This window comes from Streptomyces sp. NPDC097640 (genome assembly GCF_040302705.1).
Taxonomy (GTDB): Bacteria; Actinomycetota; Actinomycetes; order Streptomycetales; family Streptomycetaceae; genus Streptomyces.
In genome coordinates, this window is the sequence record NZ_JBEOSB010000025.1 from 172,980 (window position 1) to 195,950 (window position 22,971).

Annotated in this window: 17 protein-coding genes; 13 read left to right on the forward strand and 4 right to left on the reverse strand. The window is 67.9% G+C overall.

The window, feature by feature from the left end:
- The first annotated feature begins 122 nt into the window (after positions 1–122).
- The 11 genes from rplK (at position 123) to tuf (ending at position 16,580) form a co-directional block, all read left to right on the forward strand.
- Positions 123–557 carry a 50S ribosomal protein L11 gene (rplK, locus tag ABTY62_RS33900; RefSeq protein ID WP_030412999.1) on the forward strand — a complete coding sequence of 145 codons (435 nt, stop codon included), beginning with the start codon at positions 123–125 and terminating at the stop codon, positions 555–557.
- A 76-nt stretch (positions 558–633) separates the two neighbouring features.
- Complete coding sequence (gene rplA, locus ABTY62_RS33905) at positions 634–1,350, forward strand: 50S ribosomal protein L1 (RefSeq protein WP_352133236.1); 717 nt, start codon at positions 634–636, stop codon at positions 1,348–1,350.
- A 186-nt stretch (positions 1,351–1,536) separates the two neighbouring features.
- Entirely contained in the window at positions 1,537–2,418 is an 882-nt protein-coding gene (locus ABTY62_RS33910) for an SCO4651 family lipoprotein (RefSeq protein WP_502997569.1), read from the forward strand.
- 280 nt (positions 2,419–2,698) lie between these two features.
- The gene (gene rplJ / locus ABTY62_RS33915) at positions 2,699–3,256 is read left to right on the forward strand and encodes a 50S ribosomal protein L10 (RefSeq protein WP_352133238.1); all 558 of its coding nucleotides are present in this window, start codon (positions 2,699–2,701) and stop codon (positions 3,254–3,256) included.
- Positions 3,257–3,334: 78 nt separating this feature from the next.
- Positions 3,335–3,721 (forward strand): 50S ribosomal protein L7/L12, encoded by a 387-nt coding sequence (gene rplL / locus ABTY62_RS33920; protein ID WP_311726636.1) that lies wholly within the window; start codon positions 3,335–3,337, stop codon positions 3,719–3,721.
- Between the two features lie 588 nt (positions 3,722–4,309).
- Positions 4,310–7,792 (forward strand): DNA-directed RNA polymerase subunit beta, encoded by a 3,483-nt coding sequence (gene rpoB, locus ABTY62_RS33925; protein WP_311726637.1) that lies wholly within the window; start codon positions 4,310–4,312, stop codon positions 7,790–7,792.
- Positions 7,793–7,893: 101 nt separating this feature from the next.
- A complete protein-coding gene (locus tag ABTY62_RS33930) occupies positions 7,894–11,793 on the forward strand; it encodes a DNA-directed RNA polymerase subunit beta' (protein WP_352133239.1) in 3,900 nt (1,299 codons plus the stop codon).
- Between the two features lie 363 nt (positions 11,794–12,156).
- Positions 12,157–12,528, forward strand: coding sequence for a 30S ribosomal protein S12 (rpsL, locus tag ABTY62_RS33935; protein WP_003948652.1), 372 nt, complete (start codon positions 12,157–12,159; stop codon positions 12,526–12,528).
- Between the two features lie 2 nt (positions 12,529–12,530).
- The gene (rpsG, locus tag ABTY62_RS33940; protein ID WP_352133240.1) at positions 12,531–13,001 is read left to right on the forward strand and encodes a 30S ribosomal protein S7; all 471 of its coding nucleotides are present in this window, start codon (positions 12,531–12,533) and stop codon (positions 12,999–13,001) included.
- 38 nt (positions 13,002–13,039) lie between these two features.
- Entirely contained in the window at positions 13,040–15,163 is a 2,124-nt protein-coding gene (fusA, locus tag ABTY62_RS33945; RefSeq protein WP_352133241.1) for an elongation factor G, read from the forward strand.
- A 223-nt stretch (positions 15,164–15,386) separates the two neighbouring features.
- Entirely contained in the window at positions 15,387–16,580 is a 1,194-nt protein-coding gene (gene tuf / locus ABTY62_RS33950; RefSeq protein ID WP_352133242.1) for an elongation factor Tu, read from the forward strand.
- 100 nt (positions 16,581–16,680) lie between these two features.
- Here the strand turns inward: tuf and ABTY62_RS33955 are convergent, their stop codons facing one another.
- Positions 16,681–18,795, reverse strand: coding sequence for a PIG-L family deacetylase (locus ABTY62_RS33955; RefSeq protein ID WP_502997572.1), 2,115 nt, complete (start codon positions 18,793–18,795; stop codon positions 16,681–16,683).
- A gap of 292 nt (positions 18,796–19,087) precedes the next feature.
- Positions 19,088–19,501 (reverse strand): hypothetical protein, encoded by a 414-nt coding sequence (locus ABTY62_RS33960; RefSeq protein ID WP_352133244.1) that lies wholly within the window; start codon positions 19,499–19,501, stop codon positions 19,088–19,090.
- Between the two features lie 309 nt (positions 19,502–19,810).
- Here ABTY62_RS33960 and ABTY62_RS33965 point away from each other — a divergent pair, with 309 nt between their 5' ends.
- Positions 19,811–20,200: a cupin domain-containing protein gene (locus ABTY62_RS33965; RefSeq protein WP_502997573.1), complete on the forward strand. Its 390-nt coding sequence runs from the start codon at positions 19,811–19,813 to the stop codon at positions 20,198–20,200.
- 19 nt (positions 20,201–20,219) lie between these two features.
- Here ABTY62_RS33965 and ABTY62_RS33970 read toward each other — a convergent pair whose 3' ends face one another.
- Both ABTY62_RS33970 and ABTY62_RS33975 read right to left on the reverse strand, forming a co-directional pair.
- On the reverse strand, positions 20,220–21,110 hold the full coding sequence (locus tag ABTY62_RS33970) for a helix-turn-helix domain-containing protein (RefSeq protein WP_352133246.1): 891 nt from the start codon (positions 21,108–21,110) through the stop codon (positions 20,220–20,222).
- Between the two features lie 394 nt (positions 21,111–21,504).
- Positions 21,505–22,122 (reverse strand): class I SAM-dependent methyltransferase, encoded by a 618-nt coding sequence (locus ABTY62_RS33975; RefSeq protein WP_352133247.1) that lies wholly within the window; start codon positions 22,120–22,122, stop codon positions 21,505–21,507.
- 72 nt (positions 22,123–22,194) lie between these two features.
- Between ABTY62_RS33975 and ABTY62_RS33980 the strand changes: the two genes are divergently transcribed.
- Positions 22,195–22,845, forward strand: coding sequence for a TetR/AcrR family transcriptional regulator (locus ABTY62_RS33980; RefSeq protein WP_352133248.1), 651 nt, complete (start codon positions 22,195–22,197; stop codon positions 22,843–22,845).
- Positions 22,846–22,971 lie beyond the last annotated feature (126 nt).

Here is a 22,971-nt window from a genome sequence, read left to right on the forward strand (position 1 = left end):
AGCCGGTCTGACCTGCTCGGTTTTAGGCCGCACAGGTATACCCGTTATTGTTGTGCGGTATGCCTCCATCCGGACGAAACCGGTTCGGGGGCGAACCACCTCTCATAGGACCCGGAGAGAGCATGCCTCCCAAGAAGAAGAAGGTCACGGGGCTGATCAAGCTCCAGATCCAGGCCGGCGCCGCGAACCCGGCCCCGCCGGTCGGCCCCGCGCTGGGTCAGCACGGCGTCAACATCATGGAGTTCTGCAAGGCCTACAACGCCGCGACCGAGTCGCAGCGCGGCATGGTCGTGCCGGTGGAGATCACGGTCTACGAGGACCGTTCCTTCACCTTCGTCACCAAGACTCCGCCGGCCGCCAAGCTGATCCTCAAGGCCGCGGGTGTGGAGAAGGGCTCCGGCGAGCCGCACAAGACCAAGGTCGCCAAGATCACCCGCGACCAGGTCCGCGACATCGCCACCACCAAGATGCCCGACCTGAACGCCAACGACCTGGACGCCGCCGAGAAGATCATCGCCGGCACCGCCCGTTCCATGGGCATCACGGTCGAGGGCTGACACCCCCGCAGCACCACCGTGGCAGGGCCGAGCGCGGCCCGGACCACGACTCCACACACATTCATCAGGAGCAGCAGTGAAGCGCAGCAAGACTTTCCGCAGCGCGGACGCCAAGATCGACCGGGAGCGCGTGTACCCCCCGCTCGAGGCCGTCCGGCTCGCGAAGGACACCTCCGCGTCGAAGTTCGACGCGACCGTCGAGGTGGCCATGCGCCTGGGTGTCGACCCGCGCAAGGCCGACCAGATGGTCCGCGGCACCGTGAACCTTCCGCACGGCACCGGTAAGACCGCCCGGGTCCTGGTCTTCGCGACCGGTGACCGTGCTGCGGCCGCGGAGGCCGCCGGCGCCGACATCGTCGGCTCCGACGAGCTCATCGACGAGGTTTCCAAGGGCCGGCTGGACTTCGACGCCGTCGTCGCCACCCCGGACCTCATGGGCAAGGTCGGCCGCCTGGGCCGGGTGCTCGGTCCGCGTGGTCTGATGCCGAACCCGAAGACCGGCACCGTCACCCCCGACGTGGCCAAGGCCGTCACCGAGATCAAGGGCGGCAAGATCGAGTTCCGCGTCGACAAGCACTCGAACCTGCACTTCATCATCGGCAAGGTCTCCTTCGACGAGGCCAAGCTGGTGGAGAACTACGCCGCGGCGCTGGAGGAGATCAACCGCCTCAAGCCGTCCGCCGCGAAGGGCCGCTACATCAAGAAGGCGACCCTGACCACCACGATGGGCCCCGGCATCCCGCTGGACGCCAACCGCACCCGCAACCTGCTGGTCGAGGAAGAGACCGTCTGAGCACGTGCTGAACGTGTTCTGAGCGCGCTCTGAGCGCCGTCCGAGACGGCGTGGCACTCCTGCGAGCCGGGTTCCCGCACTTCCCCTGTGAAGTGCGGGAACCCGGCTCGCGGCGTTGAGCGTCCCGTCATATACAGTCGCAGCAGTCGTAAAAGATAAATAAGAAGCAAAGACATAGGGGGACCTGTGCGCGGTACTCGATTCGGTGCTCGGTGCGCGGCGGTGCTCAGTGGTGTGGTCCTGGTGGCCGGCCTGACCGCCTGTGGGGGTGACAAGGGCGACAGCGACAAGTCGTCCTCGGACAAGGCCAAGGAGGCGGCGGGCAGCCCGCTGGCCGCCCTGAAGCTCGCGTCGAAGCAGACCGATCAGCAGCACTCGGCCAAGGTCGAGGGCACCACGCAGATGGGCACGCAGAACTCGGTCATGTCCGGCGCGATGGACTGGGCGAACGGCATGCACGCCAACATGACCATCACGCAGAAGGGCGGGGCCGTCGAGTCCTCGCCGCTGGCCGGCAAGCCCATGCAGGCGCGCTACACCCCCGACGCGATGTTCATGAACCTCGGCCCGGAGTTCGCGGCGCAGGCCGGCGGCAAGCACTGGATGAAGTACGACTACGACACCCTGGCCAAGCAGGCCGGTGCCTCCGGTGAGTTCCTCAAGGACCAGATGCAGAACACCGACCCGGCGCGCTCGGTGCAGCTGCTGATCGCCACCGGCAAGGTCAAGAGCGTGGGCACGGAGACGGTCAAGGGCGTCAAGGCGACGCACTACACCGGCACCGTGGAGGTCTCGGAGCTGGCCAAGATGCAGTCCAAGGACCTCTCCAAGTCGGACCTCGAGGCCCTTCAGAAGCAGCTGGAGACCTCGGGCATGGAGACCGAGACCATCGATCTGTGGATCGACGGTGACAACCTCCTGGTCAAGAAGCGGGAGCAGGCCGAGAGCAACAACGGGAAGTACGACTCGACGGTCTTCTACTCGGACTACGGCACCAAGGTCACCGTCGAGGAGCCGCCGGCCTCCGACACCATGAACTTCGAGGACGCCCTGGCTCAGCAGAGCTGACCCCCGGAGCCGATTTGCCTGGCCGCGGCCCGTTCGCGTAGCCTTCCACAGAAGCCAAAGACCGCTGGTCGCTGCTGTGCTCCCGCAAGGGGTGCGGCGGCCGAAGGATCCGCTAGCTGCGGACGACCTGCGCAGGTGATTGTGGATTGACTCCCGATCGGGCCCGCCTGGCCCTTACGGTCGAGTCACGCCCCGAGCGCCTGCGCCGGGGCGTTTCGTTTTGTTCAGCCTCCTTTCCCAACCGATGCGGTCCTCATCACCCGGAAGGAGGCCGAGGCTCATGGCGAGGCCTGACAAGGTCGCGGCCGTCGAGGAGATGACGGACAAGTTCCGTAACTCCAACGCTGCCCTCGTGACCGCGTACACCGGTCTCACCGTGGCACAGCTCAAGGAGCTGCGCCGTTCGCTCGGTGAGAACGCTCAGTACCGTGTGGTGAAGAACACGCTGACCAAGATCGCGGCCAACGAGGCCGGGATCTCCACGCTCGACGACCTGTTCGCGGGTTCGTCGGCCGTCGCCTTCGTGACCGGTGACCCGGTCGAGGCGGCGAAGGGTCTTCGTGACTTCGCCAAGGACAACCCCGCTCTCGTCATCAAGGGCGGTGTCCTTGACGGCAAGGCGCTGTCCGCTGACGAGATCAAGAAGCTCGCGGACCTCGAGTCCCGCGAGGTGCTGCTCGCCAAGCTGGCGGGCGCCATGAAGGGCAAGCAGTCCCAGGCTGCGGCGCTCTTCCAGGCGCTTCCGTCGAAGTTCGTCCGCACCGCGGAGGCGCTTCGCGTCAAGAAGGAAGAGCAGGGCGGTGCCGGCGAGCCGGCTCCCGCCGAGGCCGCGGAGTAACTCTCCCGCTGCCCAGCGGGCCCGCGCCCGCCGACATGTACATCCGGCACCAGCCGACTTAGTGGAAGGACCGCCATCATGGCGAAGCTCAGCCAGGACGACCTGCTCGCGCAGTTCGAGGGCATGACCCTCATCGAGCTCTCCGAGTTCGTGAAGGCCTTCGAGGAGAAGTTCGACGTCACCGCCGCCGCCCCGGCCGCCGTCGCCATCGCCCCGGGTGCCCCGGGTGCCGCGGCCGAGGCCGAGCCGGAGAAGGACGAGTTCGACGTCATCCTCACCGGCGCCGGCGAGAAGAAGATCCAGGTCATCAAGGTCGTGCGTGAGCTGACCTCGCTGGGTCTGAAGGAGGCCAAGGACCTCGTCGACGGCACCCCGAAGCCGGTCCTCGAGAAGGTCAACAAGGAGCAGGCCGAGAAGGCCGCCGAGTCCCTCAAGGGCGCCGGCGCCTCCGTCGAGGTCAAGTGACCCGAGGGGCTCAGGGGCCCTGCCGGGCCCGCTGACCCGCTCCGTTCCGTGAGGGCGATCACCCGTTGGGGTGGTCGCCCTTCGGCGCTTCCGTGACGGCTGCGTTGCCTTGTCGGTCCCTGCGGGTATGGTGATCTTCGTTGCCCGCCGCCACGCCCTGTGACGATCTCGCCGGAGTGGGGGGCCTTGACGAACGGCACGCAGCGCGCAATTCTCAGGACGCGACGTCACACCGATCCAAGTCCGAGGCATGGATCGTCGGCGAAGCGGGCAGTATCGATATGCGCCTGAGGCGCATGGTCGGCTGCAGGCGTTCGGAAACAACGAGAAGACAACGAGGGGGAGCGGCCCCCTCAGCGGAGGGAGAGATTGGCTCTGCCGGTCTCAGAAACTCGGAGCTGGACATCAGTGTGCCAAGTGGCTACACTGACCCTTTGCGCTGCCTGTTAGCTGCCTCCTGCCCGTCACCAGGGGCATGCCCACCCTAGAGCACGGCCGAGAAAATCTCTCTGACCAGGGATTTCCTCCATGGCTCGAGGTGGGACCGGCACGCGCGTAGTGAGTCCGAGCCCTCGGAAGGACCCCCTCTTGGCCGCCTCGCGCAACGCCTCGACTGCCAATACGAACAACGGCGCCAGCACCGCCCCGCTGCGCATCTCATTTGCGAAGATCAAGGAGCCTCTCGAGGTTCCGAACCTCCTCGCGCTGCAGACCGAGAGCTTCGATTGGCTGCTCGGCAATGCCGCGTGGAAGGCTCGCGTCGAGGCTGCGCTGGACAGCGGTCAGGACGTCCCCACCAAGTCCGGTCTGGAAGAGATCTTCGAGGAGATCTCCCCGATCGAGGACTTCTCCGGGTCGATGTCCCTGACCTTCCGTGATCACCGCTTCGAGCCCCCGAAGAACTCGATCGACGAGTGCAAGGAGCGCGACTTCACGTACGCGGCTCCGCTCTTCGTCACGGCCGAGTTCACCAACAACGAGACCGGTGAGATCAAGTCCCAGACGGTCTTCATGGGCGACTTCCCGCTCATGACCGACAAGGGCACCTTCTGCATCAACGGCACCGAGCGTGTCGTCGTCTCGCAGCTGGTCCGCTCGCCGGGTGTCTACTTCGACTCCTCCATCGACAAGACCTCCGACAAGGACATCTTCTCCGTCAAGGTCATCCCGTCCCGGGGTGCCTGGCTGGAGATGGAGATCGACAAGCGCGACATGGTCGGTGTGCGTATCGACCGCAAGCGCAAGCAGTCCGTCACCGTCCTCCTGAAGGCGCTCGGCTGGACGACCGAGCAGATCCTGGAGGAGTTCGGCGAGTACGAGTCCATGCGCGCCACCCTGGAGAAGGACCACACCCAGGGGCAGGACGACGCGCTGCTCGACATCTACCGCAAGCTGCGCCCGGGCGAGCCCCCGACGCGTGAGGCCGCGCAGACGCTGCTCGAGAACCTCTACTTCAACCCGAAGCGCTACGACCTCGCGAAGGTCGGCCGCTACAAGGTCAACAAGAAGCTGGGTTCGGCCGCTCCGCTGGACGCGGGCGTCCTGACGGTCGAGGACGTCATCGCCTCGATCAAGTACCTGGTGAAGCTGCACGCCGGTGAGACCGAGACCGTCGGCGACAACGGCCAGAGCGTGGTCGTCGAGACCGACGACATCGACCACTTCGGCAACCGTCGTATCCGTAACGTCGGCGAGCTGATCCAGAACCAGGTCCGCACGGGTCTGGCCCGTATGGAGCGCGTCGTCCGCGAGCGCATGACGACTCAGGACGTCGAGGCGATCACGCCGCAGACCCTGATCAACATCCGGCCGGTCGTCGCCTCCATCAAGGAGTTCTTCGGCACCAGCCAGCTGTCGCAGTTCATGGACCAGACGAACCCGCTGTCGGGTCTGACCCACAAGCGCCGTCTGAACGCCCTGGGCCCCGGTGGTCTGTCCCGTGAGCGGGCCGGCTTCGAGGTCCGTGACGTGCACCCGTCGCACTACGGCCGCATGTGCCCGATCGAGACGCCCGAAGGCCCGAACATCGGTCTGATCGGCTCGCTCGCCTCGTACGGCCGGGTCAACGCGTTCGGTTTCATCGAGACCCCGTACCGCAAGGTCGTCGACGGTGTCGTCACCGACGACGTCGACTACCTGACGGCCGACGAGGAGGACCGCTTCGTCATCGCGCAGGCCAACGCGCCGCTGACGGACGACCTGCACTTCGCCGAGAACCGCGTCCTGGTCCGCCGCCGTGGCGGCGAGGTCGACTACATCCCCGGCGACGACGTCGACTACATGGACGTCTCGCCGCGCCAGATGGTGTCGGTCGCGACCGCGATGATCCCCTTCCTGGAGCACGACGACGCCAACCGCGCGCTCATGGGATCGAACATGATGCGCCAGGCCGTGCCGCTGATCAAGGCGGAGTCCCCGCTGGTCGGCACCGGCATGGAGTACCGCTGTGCGGTCGACGCCGGCGACGTCATCAAGGCCGACAAGGACGGTGTCGTCCAGGAGGTCTCCGCCGACTACGTGACGGTGGCCAACGACGACGGCACCTACACCACCTACCGCGTGGCCAAGTTCTCCCGCTCGAACCAGGGCACCTCCTTCAACCAGAAGGTGGTCGTGGACGAGGGCGCCCGCGTCATCGCCGGCCAGGTGCTGGCCGACGGCCCGTCCACCGAGGACGGCGAGATGGCGCTCGGCAAGAACCTGCTCGTGGCGTTCATGCCGTGGGAGGGCCACAACTACGAGGACGCGATCATCCTCAGCCAGCGTCTGGTGCAGGACGACGTCCTCTCCTCGATCCACATCGAGGAGCACGAGGTCGACGCCCGTGACACCAAGCTCGGCCCCGAGGAGATCACCCGGGACATCCCGAACGTCTCCGAGGAGGTCCTGGCCGACCTCGACGAGCGCGGCATCATCCGCATCGGCGCCGAGGTCATCGCCGGCGACATCCTGGTCGGCAAGGTCACCCCGAAGGGTGAGACCGAGCTGACCCCGGAGGAGCGCCTGCTGCGCGCGATCTTCGGTGAGAAGGCCCGTGAGGTCCGTGACACCTCGCTGAAGGTGCCGCACGGCGAGACCGGCAAGGTCATCGGCGTGCGCGTCTTCGACCGCGAGGAGGGCGACGAGCTGCCCCCGGGCGTGAACCAGCTGGTCCGCGTCTACGTGGCGCAGAAGCGCAAGATCACCGACGGTGACAAGCTCGCCGGCCGCCACGGCAACAAGGGCGTCATCTCCAAGATCCTGCCGGTCGAGGACATGCCGTTCCTGGAGGACGGCACCCCGGTCGACATCATCCTCAACCCGCTGGGCGTCCCGTCCCGGATGAACCCGGGACAGGTCCTGGAGATCCACCTCGGCTGGCTGGCCTCCCGCGGCTGGAAGGTCGAAGGCTCCGAGGACTGGATGCAGCGGCTGAAGGCGATCGGCGCCGACGAGGTGGCTCCGGGCACCAATGTCGCGACCCCGGTCTTCGACGGCGCCCGCGAGGACGAGATCTCCGGTCTCTTCGACTCGACGATCCCGAACCGCGACGGCGACCGCCTGGTCCAGTCGTCCGGCAAGGCCCGGATGTTCGACGGCCGCTCCGGCGAGCCGTTCCCGGACCCGATCTCCGTCGGCTACATGTACATCCTCAAGCTGCACCACCTGGTGGACGACAAGCTGCACGCCCGCTCCACCGGTCCGTACTCGATGATCACCCAGCAGCCGCTGGGCGGTAAGGCTCAGTTCGGTGGCCAGCGCTTCGGTGAGATGGAGGTGTGGGCGCTGGAGGCTTACGGCGCCGCGTACGCCCTCCAGGAGCTGCTGACCATCAAGTCCGACGACGTCACCGGCCGTGTGAAGGTCTACGAGGCCATCGTCAAGGGCGAGAACATCCCCGAGCCCGGCATCCCTGAGTCCTTCAAGGTCCTCATCAAGGAGATGCAGTCCCTGTGCCTCAACGTGGAGGTGCTGTCGTCCGACGGCATGTCCATCGAGATGCGCGACACCGACGAGGACGTCTTCCGCGCTGCGGAGGAGCTCGGTATCGACCTGTCGCGGCGCGAGCCGAGCAGCGTCGAAGAGGTCTGACGGGTCTGACCGGGGCGCAGGACTCCACCCCTCGCCCCGGTCTCTCCCCGGACCCCCAGTCAGACCCGAAGACACGACCCTGAAAGAGGGATTGACGACAAGTGCTCGACGTCAACTTCTTCGACGAGCTGCGGATCGGCCTCGCCACTGCTGACGACATCCGTCAGTGGTCCCACGGTGAGGTCAAGAAGCCGGAGACCATCAACTACCGCACCCTGAAGCCCGAAAAGGACGGACTCTTCTGCGAGAAGATCTTCGGTCCGACCCGGGACTGGGAGTGCTACTGCGGCAAGTACAAGCGCGTCCGCTTCAAGGGCATCATCTGTGAGCGCTGTGGCGTCGAGGTCACCCGCGCCAAGGTGCGCCGTGAGCGGATGGGCCACATCGAGCTGGCCGCTCCCGTCACCCACATCTGGTACTTCAAGGGCGTTCCGTCGCGTCTGGGCTACCTGCTCGACCTCGCCCCGAAGGACCTCGAGAAGGTCATCTACTTCGCCGCCTACATGATCACGTGGGTGGACGACGAGCGCCGCACGCGCGACCTGCCCTCGCTGGAGGCCCATGTCTCCGTCGAGCGTCAGCAGATCGAGCAGCGCCGCGACGCCGACCTGGAGGCCCGCGCCAAGAAGCTCGAGGCGGACCTCGCCGAGCTGGAGGCCGAGGGCGCCAAGGCCGATGTGCGCCGCAAGGTGCGCGAGGGCGCCGAGCGCGAGATGAAGCAGCTGCGCGACCGCGCCCAGCGCGAGATCGACCGTCTCGACGAGGTGTGGAACCGCTTCAAGAACCTCAAGGTCCAGGACCTGGAGGGCGACGAGCTGCTCTACCGCGAGCTGCGTGACCGCTTCGGCACGTACTTCATGGGTGGCATGGGCGCCGCCGCGCTTCAGAAGCGCCTGGAGTCCTTCGACCTCGACGAGGAGGCCGAGCGCCTCCGCGAGATCATCCGGACCGGCAAGGGCCAGAAGAAGACCCGTGCGCTCAAGCGCCTCAAGGTCGTCTCCGCCTTCCTCCAGACCCGCAACAGCCCCAACGGCATGGTGCTGGACTGCATCCCGGTGATCCCGCCGGACCTGCGTCCGATGGTGCAGCTGGACGGTGGCCGCTTCGCGACCTCCGACCTGAACGACCTGTACCGCCGCGTCATCAACCGGAACAACCGCCTCAAGCGTCTCCTCGACCTCGGTGCCCCCGAGATCATCGTGAACAACGAGAAGCGGATGCTCCAGGAGGCCGTCGACGCGCTGTTCGACAACGGCCGCCGCGGTCGCCCGGTGACCGGCCCCGGTAACCGCCCGCTGAAGTCCCTCAGCGACATGCTGAAGGGCAAGCAGGGTCGTTTCCGTCAGAACCTGCTCGGTAAGCGAGTCGACTACTCGGCCCGTTCGGTCATCGTCGTCGGCCCGCAGCTCAAGCTGCACCAGTGCGGTCTGCCCAAGGCCATGGCGCTGGAGCTCTTCAAGCCGTTCGTGATGAAGCGCCTGGTGGACCTGAACCACGCGCAGAACATCAAGTCGGCCAAGCGCATGGTCGAGCGCGGCCGCACGGTCGTGTACGACGTGCTCGAAGAGGTCATCGCCGAGCACCCGGTGCTGCTGAACCGTGCGCCGACCCTGCACCGCCTGGGCATCCAGGCCTTCGAGCCGCAGCTGGTCGAGGGCAAGGCCATTCAGATCCACCCGCTCGTCTGCACCGCGTTCAACGCGGACTTCGACGGTGACCAGATGGCCGTGCACCTGCCGCTGTCCGCGGAGGCCCAGGCCGAGGCCCGCATCCTGATGCTGTCCTCGAACAACATCCTCAAGCCGGCCGACGGCCGCCCGGTGACCATGCCCACCCAGGACATGGTGCTCGGCCTCTTCTTCCTCACCACCGACGAGGAGGAGCGCGAGGTCATCGGCGAGGGGCGGTCCTTCGCCTCGGCCGCCGAGGCGATCATGGCGTTCGACGCCCGGGAGCTCTCGCTCCAGGCGAAGATCGACATCCGCTTCCCGATCGGCACCGTCCCGCCGCGTGGCTGGACCCCGCCGGTTCCGGAAGAGGGCGAGCCCGCCTGGACGCCGGGTGACAGCTTCCGGCTGCGCACCACGCTGGGCCGCGCGCTCTTCAACGAGCTGCTGCCCGAGGACTACCCGTTCGTCGACTACTCGGTGGGCAAGAAGCAGCTCTCCGAGATCGTCAACGACCTCGCCGAGCGCTACCCCAAGGTCATCGTCGCGGCGACGCTGGACAACCTGAAGGCGTCCGGTTTCCACTGGGCCACCCGCTCCGGTGTCACCGTCGCCATCTCCGACGTGGTCGTGCCCGAGGCCAAGAAGGCCATCATCGAGGGCTACGAGGCGCAGGACGAGAAGGTCCAGAAGCAGTACGAGCGTGGTCTGATCACCAAGGACGAGCGCACCCAGGAGCTGATCGCGATCTGGACCAAGGCGACCAACGAGGTTGCCGAGGCGATGAACGCGAACTTCCCGAAGACCAACCCGATCTTCATGATGGTCGACTCGGGCGCGCGCGGAAACATGATGCAGATGCGTCAGATCGCCGGTATGCGTGGTCTGGTGTCCAACGCGAAGAACGAGACCATCCCGCGGCCCATCAAGGCGTCGTTCCGTGAGGGTCTGTCCGTGCTGGAGTACTTCATCTCCACCCACGGTGCCCGTAAGGGTCTCGCGGACACCGCGCTGCGTACCGCCGACTCGGGTTACCTGACCCGTCGTCTGGTGGACGTCTCGCAGGACGTGATCATCCGCGAGGAGGACTGCGGCACCGAGCGCGGTCTGAAGCTCGCGATCGCGACCAAGGGCGCCGACGGCGTGCTGCGCAAGACCGACGACGTCGAGACCAGCGTGTACGCGCGCATGCTCGCCGAGGACGTCGTCGTGGACGGCAAGGTCATCGCGCCGGCCAACGTCGACCTGGGCGATGTGCTCATCGACCAGCTCGTGCGGCACGGCGTGGAGACGGTCAAGACCCGCTCGGTCCTCACCTGCGAGTCCGCCGTCGGCACCTGTGCCTTCTGCTACGGCCGCTCGCTGGCGACCGGCAAGCTGGTGGACATCGGCGAGGCGGTCGGCATCATCGCCGCCCAGTCCATCGGTGAGCCCGGCACCCAGCTGACGATGCGTACCTTCCACACCGGTGGTGTGGCCGGTGACGACATCACCCAGGGTCTGCCGCGTGTCGTCGAGCTCTTCGAGGCCCGTACGCCCAAGGGCGTCGCCCCGATCTCGGAGGCGGCCGGCCGCGTCCGGATCGAGGAGACCGAGAAGACCAAGAAGGTCGTCGTCACTCCGGACGACGGCTCGGACGAGACGGCTTACGGCGTCTCCAAGCGAGCCCGTCTGCTGGTGGGCGAGGGCGACCACGTCGAGGTCGGCCAGCCGCTGACCCTCGGTGCGGTCAACCCGCACGACGTGCTGCGCATCCTCGGCCAGCGCGCCGTCCAGGTGCACCTGGTCGGCGAGGTCCAGAAGGTCTACAACTCGCAGGGTGTGTCGATCCACGACAAGCACATCGAGATCATCATCCGGCAGATGCTGCGCCGCGTGACGATCATCGAGTCCGGCGACGCGGAGCTGCTGCCGGGCGAGCTCGTGGAGCGCTCGCGCTTCGAGTCCGAGAACCGTCGTGTGGTCACGGAAGGCGGCCACCCGGCCTCCGGCCGTCCGCAGCTGATGGGTATCACCAAGGCCTCGCTGGCGACCGAGTCGTGGCTGTCGGCGGCGTCCTTCCAGGAGACGACCCGGGTGCTCACCGACGCGGCGATCAACGCCAAGTCGGACTCCCTGATCGGCCTCAAGGAGAACGTGATCATCGGTAAGCTCATCCCGGCCGGTACGGGCCTGTCCCGCTACCGCAACATCCGGGTCGAGCCGACCGAGGAGGCGAAGGCCGCGATGTACTCGGCCGTCGGTTACGACGACATCGACTACTCGCCCTTCGGCACGGGCTCCGGCCAGGCGGTCCCGCTGGAGGACTACGACTACGGTCCGTACAACCAGTAGGTTCCAGGCCGGTAATACCGGTCCTGACCTGCGCAGGGCGGCCACCCCATGGCGGGGTGGCCGCCCTGCGGCTATGCTGGCGGGCCGGTGTGCCTTGCCGCGTGTGCATTTGTTTTGACCGGAGCCGATGCGGTAGGTACGCTCTGACCTTGTGCCTGGGGTGTCCCTGGGCTCCCGTATGCGCACTCTTCAGCGGCCTCAGGGCCCGGAAGGGCCTCCGGGAGACCGAGGTGTCGACACCAACAATCTGCACTCTCCCGCTATCTGCGCGGGGGTCTGCAGTGCGCGACACACCCGACCTCGTGGGTCGGAGAAACCCCAGGTTAGCTTTATCGAGACTGGCACACAGAAACCGGAGAAACGGTGCCTACGATCCAGCAGCTGGTCCGCAAGGGCCGGCAGGACAAGGTCGAGAAGAACAAGACGCCCGCGCTCGAGGGTTCCCCCCAGCGCCGTGGCGTCTGCACGCGTGTGTTCACGACCACCCCGAAGAAGCCGAACTCGGCCCTGCGTAAGGTCGCGCGTGTGCGTCTGACCAGCGGCATCGAGGTCACCGCTTACATTCCGGGTGAGGGCCACAACCTTCAGGAGCACTCCATCGTGCTCGTGCGTGGCGGTCGTGTGAAGGACCTGCCGGGTGTTCGTTACAAGATCATCCGTGGCTCCCTCGACACGCAGGGCGTCAAGAACCGCAAGCAGGCTCGCAGCCGCTACGGCGCCAAGAAGGAGAAGTAAGAATGCCTCGTAAGGGCCCCGCCCCGAAGCGCCCGGTCATCATCGACCCGGTCTACAACTCTCCTCTGGTGACCTCCCTCATCAACAAGGTGCTGATGAACGGCAAGCGCTCCACCGCCGAGCGCATCGTCTACGGCGCCATGGAGGGTCTGCGCGAGAAGACCGGCAACGACCCGGTCATCACGCTGAAGCGCGCGCTGGAGAACGTGAAGCCGACCCTCGAGGTCCGCTCCCGCCGTGTCGGTGGCGCCACGTACCAGGTCCCGGTCGAGGTTCGCCCCGGCCGCTCCTCCACCCTCGCTCTGCGCTGGCTCGTGGGCTACTCCCGCGCCCGCCGCGAGAAGACCATGACCGAGCGCCTGCTGAACGAGCTGCTGGACGCCAGCAACGGTCTGGGCGCCTCCGTCAAGCGTCGCGAGGACACCCACAAGATGGCCGAGTCCAACAAGGCCTTCGCGCACTACCGCTGGTAGTCGCTACCCCCATCGAGACCGAGAGAAGACTGAGCCATATGGCCACCACTTCACTTGACCTGGCCAAGGTCCGCAACATTGGGATCATGGCCCACATCGACGCGGGCAAGACGACCACCACCGAGCGGATCCTGTTCTACACCGGTGTGAGCTACAAGATCGGTGAGGTCCACGATGGCGCTGCCACCATGGACTGGATGGAGCAGGAGCAGGAGCGCGGCATCACGATCACGTCGGCCGCGACGACCTGTCACTGGCCGCTCGAGAACGTCGATCACACCATCAACATCATCGACACCCCGGGTCACGTCGACTTCACCGTCGAGGTGGAGCGCTCGCTGCGCGTGCTCGACGGCGCCGTGACGGTGTTCGACGGTGTGGCCGGTGTGGAGCCGCAGTCGGAGACTGTGTGGCGTCAGGCGGACCGCTACGGCGTTCCGCGTATCTGCTTCGTCAACAAGCTCGACCGCACCGGTGCCGAGTTCCACCGCTGTGTGGACATGATCGTGGACCGCCTGGGCGCGGTTCCGCTGGTCATGCAGCTGCCCATCGGTACCGAGGCCGACTTCAAGGGTGTCGTCGACCTCGTCACCATGAAGGCGTTCGTCTGGTCCGCCGAGGCGACCAAGGGTGAGATGTACGACACCGTCGACATCCCCGACACCCACCTCGAGGCCGCCGACGAGTGGCGCGGCAAGCTCCTCGAGGCCGTCGCCGAGAACGACGAGCAGATGATGGAGCTGTACCTGGAGGGCGAGGAGCCCACCGTGGAGCAGCTGAACGCGGCGATCCGCCGTATCACCATCGCCTCCACCGGCACCGAGGGCTCGCCGACGATCACCCCCGTGTTCTGTGGCACCGCCTTCAAGAACAAGGGTGTGCAGCCGCTGCTCGACGCGGTCGTGCGCTACCTGCCCTCGCCGCTGGACATCGAGGCCGTCGAGGGCCACTCGGTGAAGGACCCCGACGAGATCATCAAGCGCAAGCCGTCCGTGGACGAGCCGTTCGCCGGCCTTGCGTTCAAGATCATGAGCGACCCGCACCTCGGCAAGCTCACCTTCGTCCGGGTCTACTCGGGCCGCATGGAGACCGGCACCCAGGTGCAGAACTCCGTGAAGGGCAAGAAGGAGCGCATCGGCAAGATCTACCGGATGCACGCCAACAAGCGTGAGGAGATCGACTCGGTGGGTGCCGGCGACATCGTCGCCGTCATGGGTCTCAAGCAGACCACCACCGGCGAGACCCTCTGCGACCCGGCGAACCCGGTGATCCTGGAGTCGATGGACTTCCCGGCCCCGGTCATCGAGGTCGCCATCGAGCCCAAGTCGAAGGGCGACCAGGAGAAGCTGGGTGTGGCCATCCAGCGCCTCGCTGAGGAGGACCCGTCCTTCCGGGTCAAGACCAACGAGGAGACCGGCCAGACCATCATCGCGGGTATGGGCGAGCTGCACCTCGATGTGCTGGTCGACCGTATGAAGCGTGAGTTCAAGGTCGAGGCCAACGTCGGCAAGCCGCAGGTGGCCTACCGCGAGACGCTCCGCAAGAGCGTCGACCGGGTCGACTACACGCACAAGAAGCAGACCGGTGGTTCGGGCCAGTTCGCGAAGGTCCAGATCGCCATCGCGCCGCTCGAGGGCGACGGCTACGAGTTCGAGAACAAGGTCACCGGTGGCCGTATCCCGCGGGAGTACATCCCGTCCGTGGACGCGGGCTGCCAGGAGGCCATGGAGTTCGGCGTGCTCGCGGGCTACCCGCTGACCGGCGTCAAGGTCACGCTTCTCGACGGTGGCTACCACGAGGTCGACTCCTCCGAAATGGCCTTCAAGATCGCCGGCTCGATGGCCTTCAAGGAGGCCGCCCGCAAGGCCTCCCCGGCCCTGCTGGAGCCGATGATGAAGGTCGAGGTCACCACGCCCGAGGACTACATGGGCGACGTGATCGGTGACATCAACTCCCGCCGTGGACAGATTCAGTCCATGGAGGACCGCAGTGGCGCCAAGCTGGTCACCGGCCTGGTTCCGCTGTCGGAGATGTTCGGTTACGTGGGTGACCTCCGGAGCAAGACCTCCGGTCGCGCCAGCTACTCCATGCAGTTCGACTCCTACGCCGAGGTTCCCAAGAGCGTCGCCGAGGAGATCATCGCGAAGGCCAAGGGCGAGTAAGGCGGATTCATCCGCGTTTCTCACCCTTTAGGCTGGAGCAAAGGCATCGGGGCAATCCGTCGCAGATCGCTCATCGTGGCGTCTGTGACGGGCCCCGGCCGCCGGCCCCCACACGAATACGGCGAAGGGCATCCCCCTCGGGGTCCTGGCCGGTTCGGTAAGACCACCTGAACCCATCCGCAAAGTGTGGATGCGTACAGAACCACTCCACAGGAGGACCCCAGTGGCGAAGGCGAAGTTCGAGCGGACTAAGCCGCACGTCAACATCGGCACCATCGGTCACATCGACCACGGTAAGACGACTCTTACCGCGGCGATCACCAAGGTGCTGCACGACAAGTACCCGAACCTGAACGAGGCCTCGGCCTTCGATCAGATCGACAAGGCTCCTGAGGAGCGTCAGCGCGGTATCACCATCTCCATCGCGCACGTCGAGTACCAGACGGAGTCGCGTCACTACGCGCACGTCGACTGCCCGGGTCACGCGGACTACATCAAGAACATGATCACCGGTGCCGCGCAGATGGACGGCGCCATCCTCGTGGTCGCCGCCACCGACGGCCCGATGCCGCAGACCAAGGAGCACGTGCTCCTGGCCCGCCAGGTCGGCGTTCCGTACATCGTTGTCGCCCTGAACAAGGCCGACATGGTGGACGACGAGGAGATCATGGAGCTCGTCGAGCTGGAGGTGCGTGAGCTCCTCTCCGAGTACGAGTTCCCGGGCGACGACCTTCCGGTCGTCAAGGTCTCCGCGCTCAAGGCGCTCGAGGGCGACAAGGAGTGGGGCGAGTCCGTCCTCAAGCTGATGGATGCCGTGGACGAGGCCATCCCGCAGCCCGAGCGCGACGTTGACAAGCCGTTCCTGATGCCGATCGAGGACGTCTTCACCATCACCGGTCGCGGTACGGTCGTCACCGGCCGTATCGAGCGCGGTGTGCTGAAGGTCAACGAGACCGTCGACATCATCGGCATCAAGACCGAGAAGACCACCACCACGGTCACCGGTATCGAGATGTTCCGCAAGCTGCTCGACGAGGGCCAGGCCGGTGAGAACGTCGGTCTGCTGCTCCGCGGCATCAAGCGCGAGGATGTCGAGCGCGGCCAGGTCATCATCAAGCCCGGTTCGGTCACCCCGCACACCGAGTTCGAGGCCCAGGCCTACATCCTGTCGAAGGACGAGGGCGGTCGCCACACCCCGTTCTTCAACAACTACCGTCCGCAGTTCTACTTCCGTACCACGGACGTGACGGGCGTTGTGACCCTCCCCGAGGGCACCGAGATGGTCATGCCGGGCGACAACACCGAGATGTCGGTCCAGCTGATCCAGCCCATCGCCATGGAGGAGGGCCTGAAGTTCGCCATCCGTGAGGGTGGTCGGACCGTCGGCGCCGGCCAGGTCACCAAGATCAACAAGTGATCTGACGCTCTACGGAGCGGGCTGTTCCAAGGCCCCGCACCCCCGTCCGCGAGGACGGTGGGGCGGGGCCTTTGGCGTGTCTCCGGGGCCTTTGAGGTGCCTACGCCCGGGAGGTGGGGCGGGGGTGCCAGATCCACGGGGTGGAGCCGGGGGACATGCCCACCACCCGCACCTGCTCGCCCTCGCCCGGCAGCAGCGCGGGCGTGCCCACGGGGACCAGCCGGCTCGCGGAGCGCAGCGGCCTGGCGCCGGGGGACGTGCCGTACTGGACCTGGACCTCGCCGTCCAGGCCCCGGCCCAGCAGCAGGAGCGGCCCCTGGCGGCCGCCGGAGGTGGCCAGGGGATGGGCGGTGACCGGGCCATAGCCCCCGAACTGGCGCAGCGGCAGGGCCGCGCCGTTGCCGTGGAGGTACGGCACCGGGTCGGCGGGGGAGCGGTACACGAGAGCGATCGACCCGTCCGGGGCGGGCACGGCGCCCGGCTGCGTGCCGGGCAGCGGCAGGCCCGCGAGCGGCCGGAGCGCCACCGGGCCGCCCGGCCGGTCCTGGGCCCAGTGGTGCACGGTGTCGCGGCCCGCGGCGACGACATGCACCCGCGCCTGCTGGTCGAGCAGCACGGTCAGCCCGTCCTGGATCTCGGCTCCGCCCAGCCGCTCCCAGGGCCCCCAGCGCCCGGCCGCGTCCCGTACCCGGGTGGCCAGGCCCTTGTCGGCGGTGCGTACGAAGAGGTGGACCCGCCCGTCGGGGGTGGCCACGGCCGTCGGACAGCCGACCCGGCGCCCCCGCTCGGGGTCGCCCTCGGGGGTGCCGAGGCCCGTCCAGGCCCGGAACTGTCCGCCCGGGGTGGGCTGTTCCAGCGCCACCAGCTCGCGGGTGTTGGCGCCCCCCTGCCCGTCCAGCGCGGAGAAGCGCAGCGCGATCAGCACCTCCCGGCCCCGGGAGTCCCGCACCGCGCACAGCGCCGGGGCCAGCGGCCCGCCGCCCAGGCCCCGCGGGGCGCCGAAGCGCCCGCTGCCGGGGGCGGTCTCGCGCCACCGGACGGCCTGGGCGCCCAGCACCCCGTACGCGACGACCGCGCCGTCGCGGTCGGTGAGGGGCGTGGGCAGGGCGCCGGGGTAGCGGTAGTGGGTGGAGCGGATCCAGCCCTTGCGGTTGGTCAGCGGCCGGGTGCCGCCCTGGCCGTAGTCGCCGCAGCCCGCCTGGTTGCCGCAGTTCCACAGCGGGCTGCCGCCGTACGCCGCCACGGCGCGGGCCTTCTGCGTGACCACGGCGGGCGGCAGATTGTGCGGCCAGCGCTGGTTGTAGTAGCCGCGGAACGAGGTGGTCGTGAACCGCGGCGCCCGCCTCCCGCGCCCCGAGCCACCCCCGTCCGCCCACTGCGCGATGGCCTTCCAGGCGAACAGCGCGACCGGGGTGTGGTCCCGGTGGTCGGAGCAGCCCGGCTGGTCGTTGTCGCGGGGGTGGGTGGCGTCGTGCACCTGGAAGTCGGGGTCCGGGTCCAGGGTGTGGATCACGGTGGGCCGGTAGCGGTCCATGATCCCGACGAGCACGTCGACCAGGGTCTGGTGGCCGTAGGTGCTGGGCGTCCTGACCGGGGAGCCGGTGGCGACCAGCGTGCGCATGACGACGCCCGGGGCGTCCCACAGCTGGGGAATCCGCACCTGGCCCGCGGACAGCATGGCGATGTTGAGAAAGATCAGCCGCACGCTGCGCCCGCCGCTCGCCAGCACATTGGTCTCCGCGGTCACCCCGCGGGGCAGCTCCAGCACCGAGCGCTCCCAGCGGGTGAACCGGTCGACCCCCAGCATCTGGGCGTATGCCTGGCGCAGCCCCTGGTGGCGGGCGGAGGAGTAGGCCGCCTTGTCCACGTGCGGCAGCGGCGTACCGGCCTCGCGGTTGATCCCCGCCGCCTCGCCCGCCGTCACATACACGCAGACCACGGGCACCCCGGCGGTCAGCATGTGCTCGGCGTCCGGGTTCATGAAGTACAGGTCGTCGTCGGGGTGGGCCAGGATCTGAAGCAGCAGCGCGTTCTCCTCGCCCGCGAACGACTCCGCGGCGCGCGGGGACAGCGGCCGGGCCGGGATGGTGGGGGCGGGCGAGGCGCCCGAGGAACGGCTACAGGCCGCGGTGGTGGCGGCGGTGAGGGCGGCCAGCGCGGCGAGCGCCTGCCTGCGGCTGGGCTTGTGCTCAGCGGCAGGCGAGGAGGTTCGAATGTTCAACCTGGTGACCCCGTCCCTTTGCGCAGCACGTTGTATCCGGCTGCTTCTCCGTGCTATGGGACGGCTGGTGATCTTGAGAGGTTGTCCAGGTTGGGCATGGTGTCGGTCACGAATCGGGCAAGACTTGGTTTGTCGGTGCCCGGCCTGTGCCCGGTCGGTGCCCGGTCCGGGCAGGATTGCGCGCCGCGATGGGCCGGAGCGAACGCTGCCCGGCCTCGCGGCAGTCACCGCAGAGGCCGGGCAGGGTGGTGCGCGGAAGGGGCGCGAGCCTGGGGGCGGTAGCGGGTCAGGCCGTCCAGGTTTCGTCGTCCGGGTACGCGATGTAGGTGCCCTCTGTCAGGGCCACCATGAAGCTGTACTTGCGGCCCTCGACGAGGTTCCATCCAGAGACGGAGGCGTCACGGCGCTTGCAGTTGCCGTTGCCGCCGACGGTGAGCGTGCGGGTCTGGCCGGTTTTGGGGTCGTAGATCTCGGCGTAGGCGGCGAAGCCGTCGGCCTCGATGTCGCAGAGCTCGATGATGTCGCCGTTGGCCTCGAACCGCAGGCGGGCACCGGGGTCCCCGTCGTCCGAGTGGATCGTGTGGTCCCAAGCGATGGCGTGGGCGTTCGGCGAGGCCAGGACAGGCAGCGCGACGGCGGCGGCGAGGACCGCGCCGGCCCGCAGGACGGATCCCTTGGCGGGTCTCCGAAGCTTGGGCATAGGTGCTCCTTGATCTTCCCCCATCACGGAACACGTCAACGGGCCCGTGATGCAGTGGACTTGTGGCGGAAGACTAGCCAGGGTGTTTCCGGCCATGAACAACTTCCCGCGCTTGTTGAGCATCTCCTGAGCTACTGCCGTATCAGGCACGCGCCGGATCGCGCTGGATGCCGCCGGCTCCCGGATTGCGGCGGCCACCGACGGGAGGCACGGTGGAGTCGAGACCGTTTGGGCGAGGCAGAAGGCACACCGGAGGTGTGGGACGTGTCAGCGAAGAACCCAGAGCATGGAAGCGCCCCCGAGGTTTCTTTGCCGCCTGAGGTCAAGTTGCTCCAGGAAGTCACTCCGCCCTTCTTTCCCGAAGGCGGTTCGGGAATGACCATCCTCGTCGAGTGGCCTCCCAGCCACCCCGGGCTCCCTCCGCATCGTCACTCGGGCCCGTCGTTCGGCTACGTGATGGAGGGCGCGCTCCGGTTCGAGCTCGAGGGTGAGCCGGAGCGTGTGGTCGAGGCCGGTGGGACGTTCTGGGAGCCAGGCGGTGACGTGATCCACTACCAGGACGGCAACGCCCTGTCGGACGCACAGACCAAGTTCGTGGTGACCATGCTGTGCGCGCCGGGCCAGCCGATGCTCACGCTGGTCGACGAGGAGGAGCTGAAGGAACGGGCGCACCTGCGCGCCCCGCGTCCCTCGTCGTAGCGTGGCCAACGACCGCGGCTCAGGCGGCGGCCCGTGCCGGAGCCTGCTCGGTCTCTCGGCAGTCGCGGCAGAAGCCGGGGCTGGGGGCGCGGAAGGCGCGGTCGCAGCCGTCGCAGTTCTGGAGGGGGACGGGGCGCGATCTGGGCTCGGCCGCGGGGAGAGGCGGCGGGAGCAGCGCGGTGAGGCGGTGCGTGAGCAGAGCGGCCGGGTGGCGCAGGTCGGGTGGGAGGCTCGCGGTCAGGGCGCGGCGTACGGCGTCGGGGGCGGCCCCGCGCTCCAGCCAGGCCGCGACGGCGGGCGCGAGGCGGCGTACGTCGCGCTCGGCCAGCAGTAAGCGGGCGTCGTCGCGGCGCAACTCGGCGAGGAGCGCGGCGGCGGTGTGGTGGCGCTGTGGGGTGGGGGCGTTGGGCTCGGGGAGCGCTGGGGCGGTGCCGCTGCTCGGCGGCGGCGGGGTGGCCGCCGCGGGCCGTACGACGCGCTCGGGCGCGGGCGGGGCGGGCCGCTCGGCAACCGGCTCTGTCACGGGCTCGGCCGCGCGGCGGGTGCCAGTCGCTCGGGGGACGTTGTACGAGAGCGTCCGGGTGACGATCCGCCCCTCGGGCGTACGCTCCCGGATGCGCTTGATGTACCCGTACTCCTCCAACTCCCGCAGCGCGGCGGCGACTCGGTCCCGCCCTTCCGTGAACTTCCCGGCCAGCGTGCGGATGTCCACGGCGGCCCCGTCGGGCAGCGACTGGATGTGCGCGCCGAGCCCGATCGCGGTCAGCGAGAGGTCGCGGTTCTGAGTGAGGTGATCGCCGATGATCGTGTACCGCTTGGGCTGGTAATCGCTGATCTGGGTGACTCCGCCTGCGGATCGGCGAACCACGGAACGGGCGCGCGGGCGCGCGCTAAGCTGCTGTTCAGCCATCGGGAAGCCTCTTACTTCCTCGGTGGTCAGGCCCTCGATCGGGATCGCTAGTCCCGGCCGGGGGCCGTCGCATGTCTGGGGTTGTTGAGGCCGAGCCTGCCCCGCCGAACCGCTTGAGCGCCAGCCCGGTCGGGCGGAATCACCCGCGCGGGTGACGGGGATGGGGTTTGGTTGGGTTGGGTGGGTTCTTTCCAGGGGTTCTTTGGTCTTTGATCGCCCGAGGCCGGGGCGCACGGGCCACCGAGGACCGTCTTTCCGGGCTTCGGTGACGCCGCCGGCGGGCCGGGCCTGCGCATCGAAGTCCTGTACGGCCACCGCCGTACCCGGAAAAGCTTCCTGTTTCGTTGGCGCAGGAGGAGCAACCGCTGCCCGCCCTTCAGCGGCACGACGCCCCTCACGCCGCGACGGCGGTGCGGTGCAGCGTGAACCAGAAGGTCGGGACCGGGTTCGTACCAGGCGTCACGTCGGTCAGTTGCCACCCGGCGAACTTGGCGCGGAGCTCGTCCGCAGTAACGCCGGAAATCGGGTCGTCGAACGCCTCGGGGCCGTACCCGAACATCAGCAACTGCGCTCCCGGGGCGGCGCGCGTCGTGAGACCGGCGGCGTAGGCGTCGCGGCGGTGCGGCGGAATGCCGCAGTAGCAGCTCAGGTCGAAGAACAGATCGTACGGGCCGAGCACGCCTACCTCGTCGAGCCGGGTGGCGTCCCCGCACAGCACCGTAACGTCCACCCCCGCCGCGTCGGCCTTCTTCCGGGCCTGACGGACCGCGCGGTCGACCAGGTCGACGGCCGCCACCCGCCAGCCGTGCCGGGCCAGGTACACCGCGTTGGTCCCGGTGCCGCAGCCGAGTTCGAGGACATGACCGGGCGTCAGCGCGCCAGGCCCCTCTACCAGGTCCACCAGCTCGGGTGGTGTGACGCCGCTGTCCCACGGCGGCTTGCCGTCCCGGTAGTAGTCCTCCAACGAGCGGCGTACGGCCGCCTCTTGGTCGAGCTCCGCAGCTGTCCGCATTGCGCTCACCGCTACCCCTCCAAGAATTTAGAGTTCGACTCTAGTGTCTGGCTCTAGAGATAGACTCCCGGCATGGCTGCCGTCAAGGGATCCGACAAGCGCCCCGATAAGCGGGCCGAGCGCTCGCGGCGCACCCACGAGAAGATCGTCGCGGCGGCACGGGACCTGTTCGTCGCGCAGGGGTATGGGGCGACGAGCCTTCAGGAGGTCGCAGACCGCGCGGGCGTGGCCGTCCAGACCGTGTATTTCGTGTTCCGCAACAAGCGCGCGCTGTTCAAGGACGTCGTCGACACGTCCATCGCCGGCGACGCCGAACCGGTCGCCACGATGGACCGAGACTGGTTCCGCAGCGCGTGCGCCGAGCCCACCGCGGCCGGACAACTGCGCGCCCACGTACGGGGCGTGCGCGAGATCCTCGGCCGGGTCGCCCCGATCATGCCGCTGATCGCCGCCGCCGCGGCCACCGACCCGGAGATCGCCGCGCAGTGGCCCGCCGACCCGGACCCGCGCTACACCGTCCAGTACGCCGCAGCTAAGGCGCTGACCTCCAAGCCCGACGCCCGCGCCGACGTCGACGTCACCCGCGCTGCCGACCTGCTGTTCGGTCTGCTCAGCCCCGAGCTGTACCTGGTCTTCGTCCGCGACCGCGGCTGGTCCCCCGACGCCTGGGAGGAGTGGGCCTGTGCGGCGCTGACCGCTGACCTCTGCGCCGACCGCGAGTAAGGCTTAGCAGACCGAAAAACGCATCAACCATCTAGTGTGATGCGCCGGAAATCGCGGGCTTAAGTCTGTAGGCTGTTTTCATGTCCCGGGGTCCTCGTGCCGTCGAGGTTGTGCTGTCCGATGATG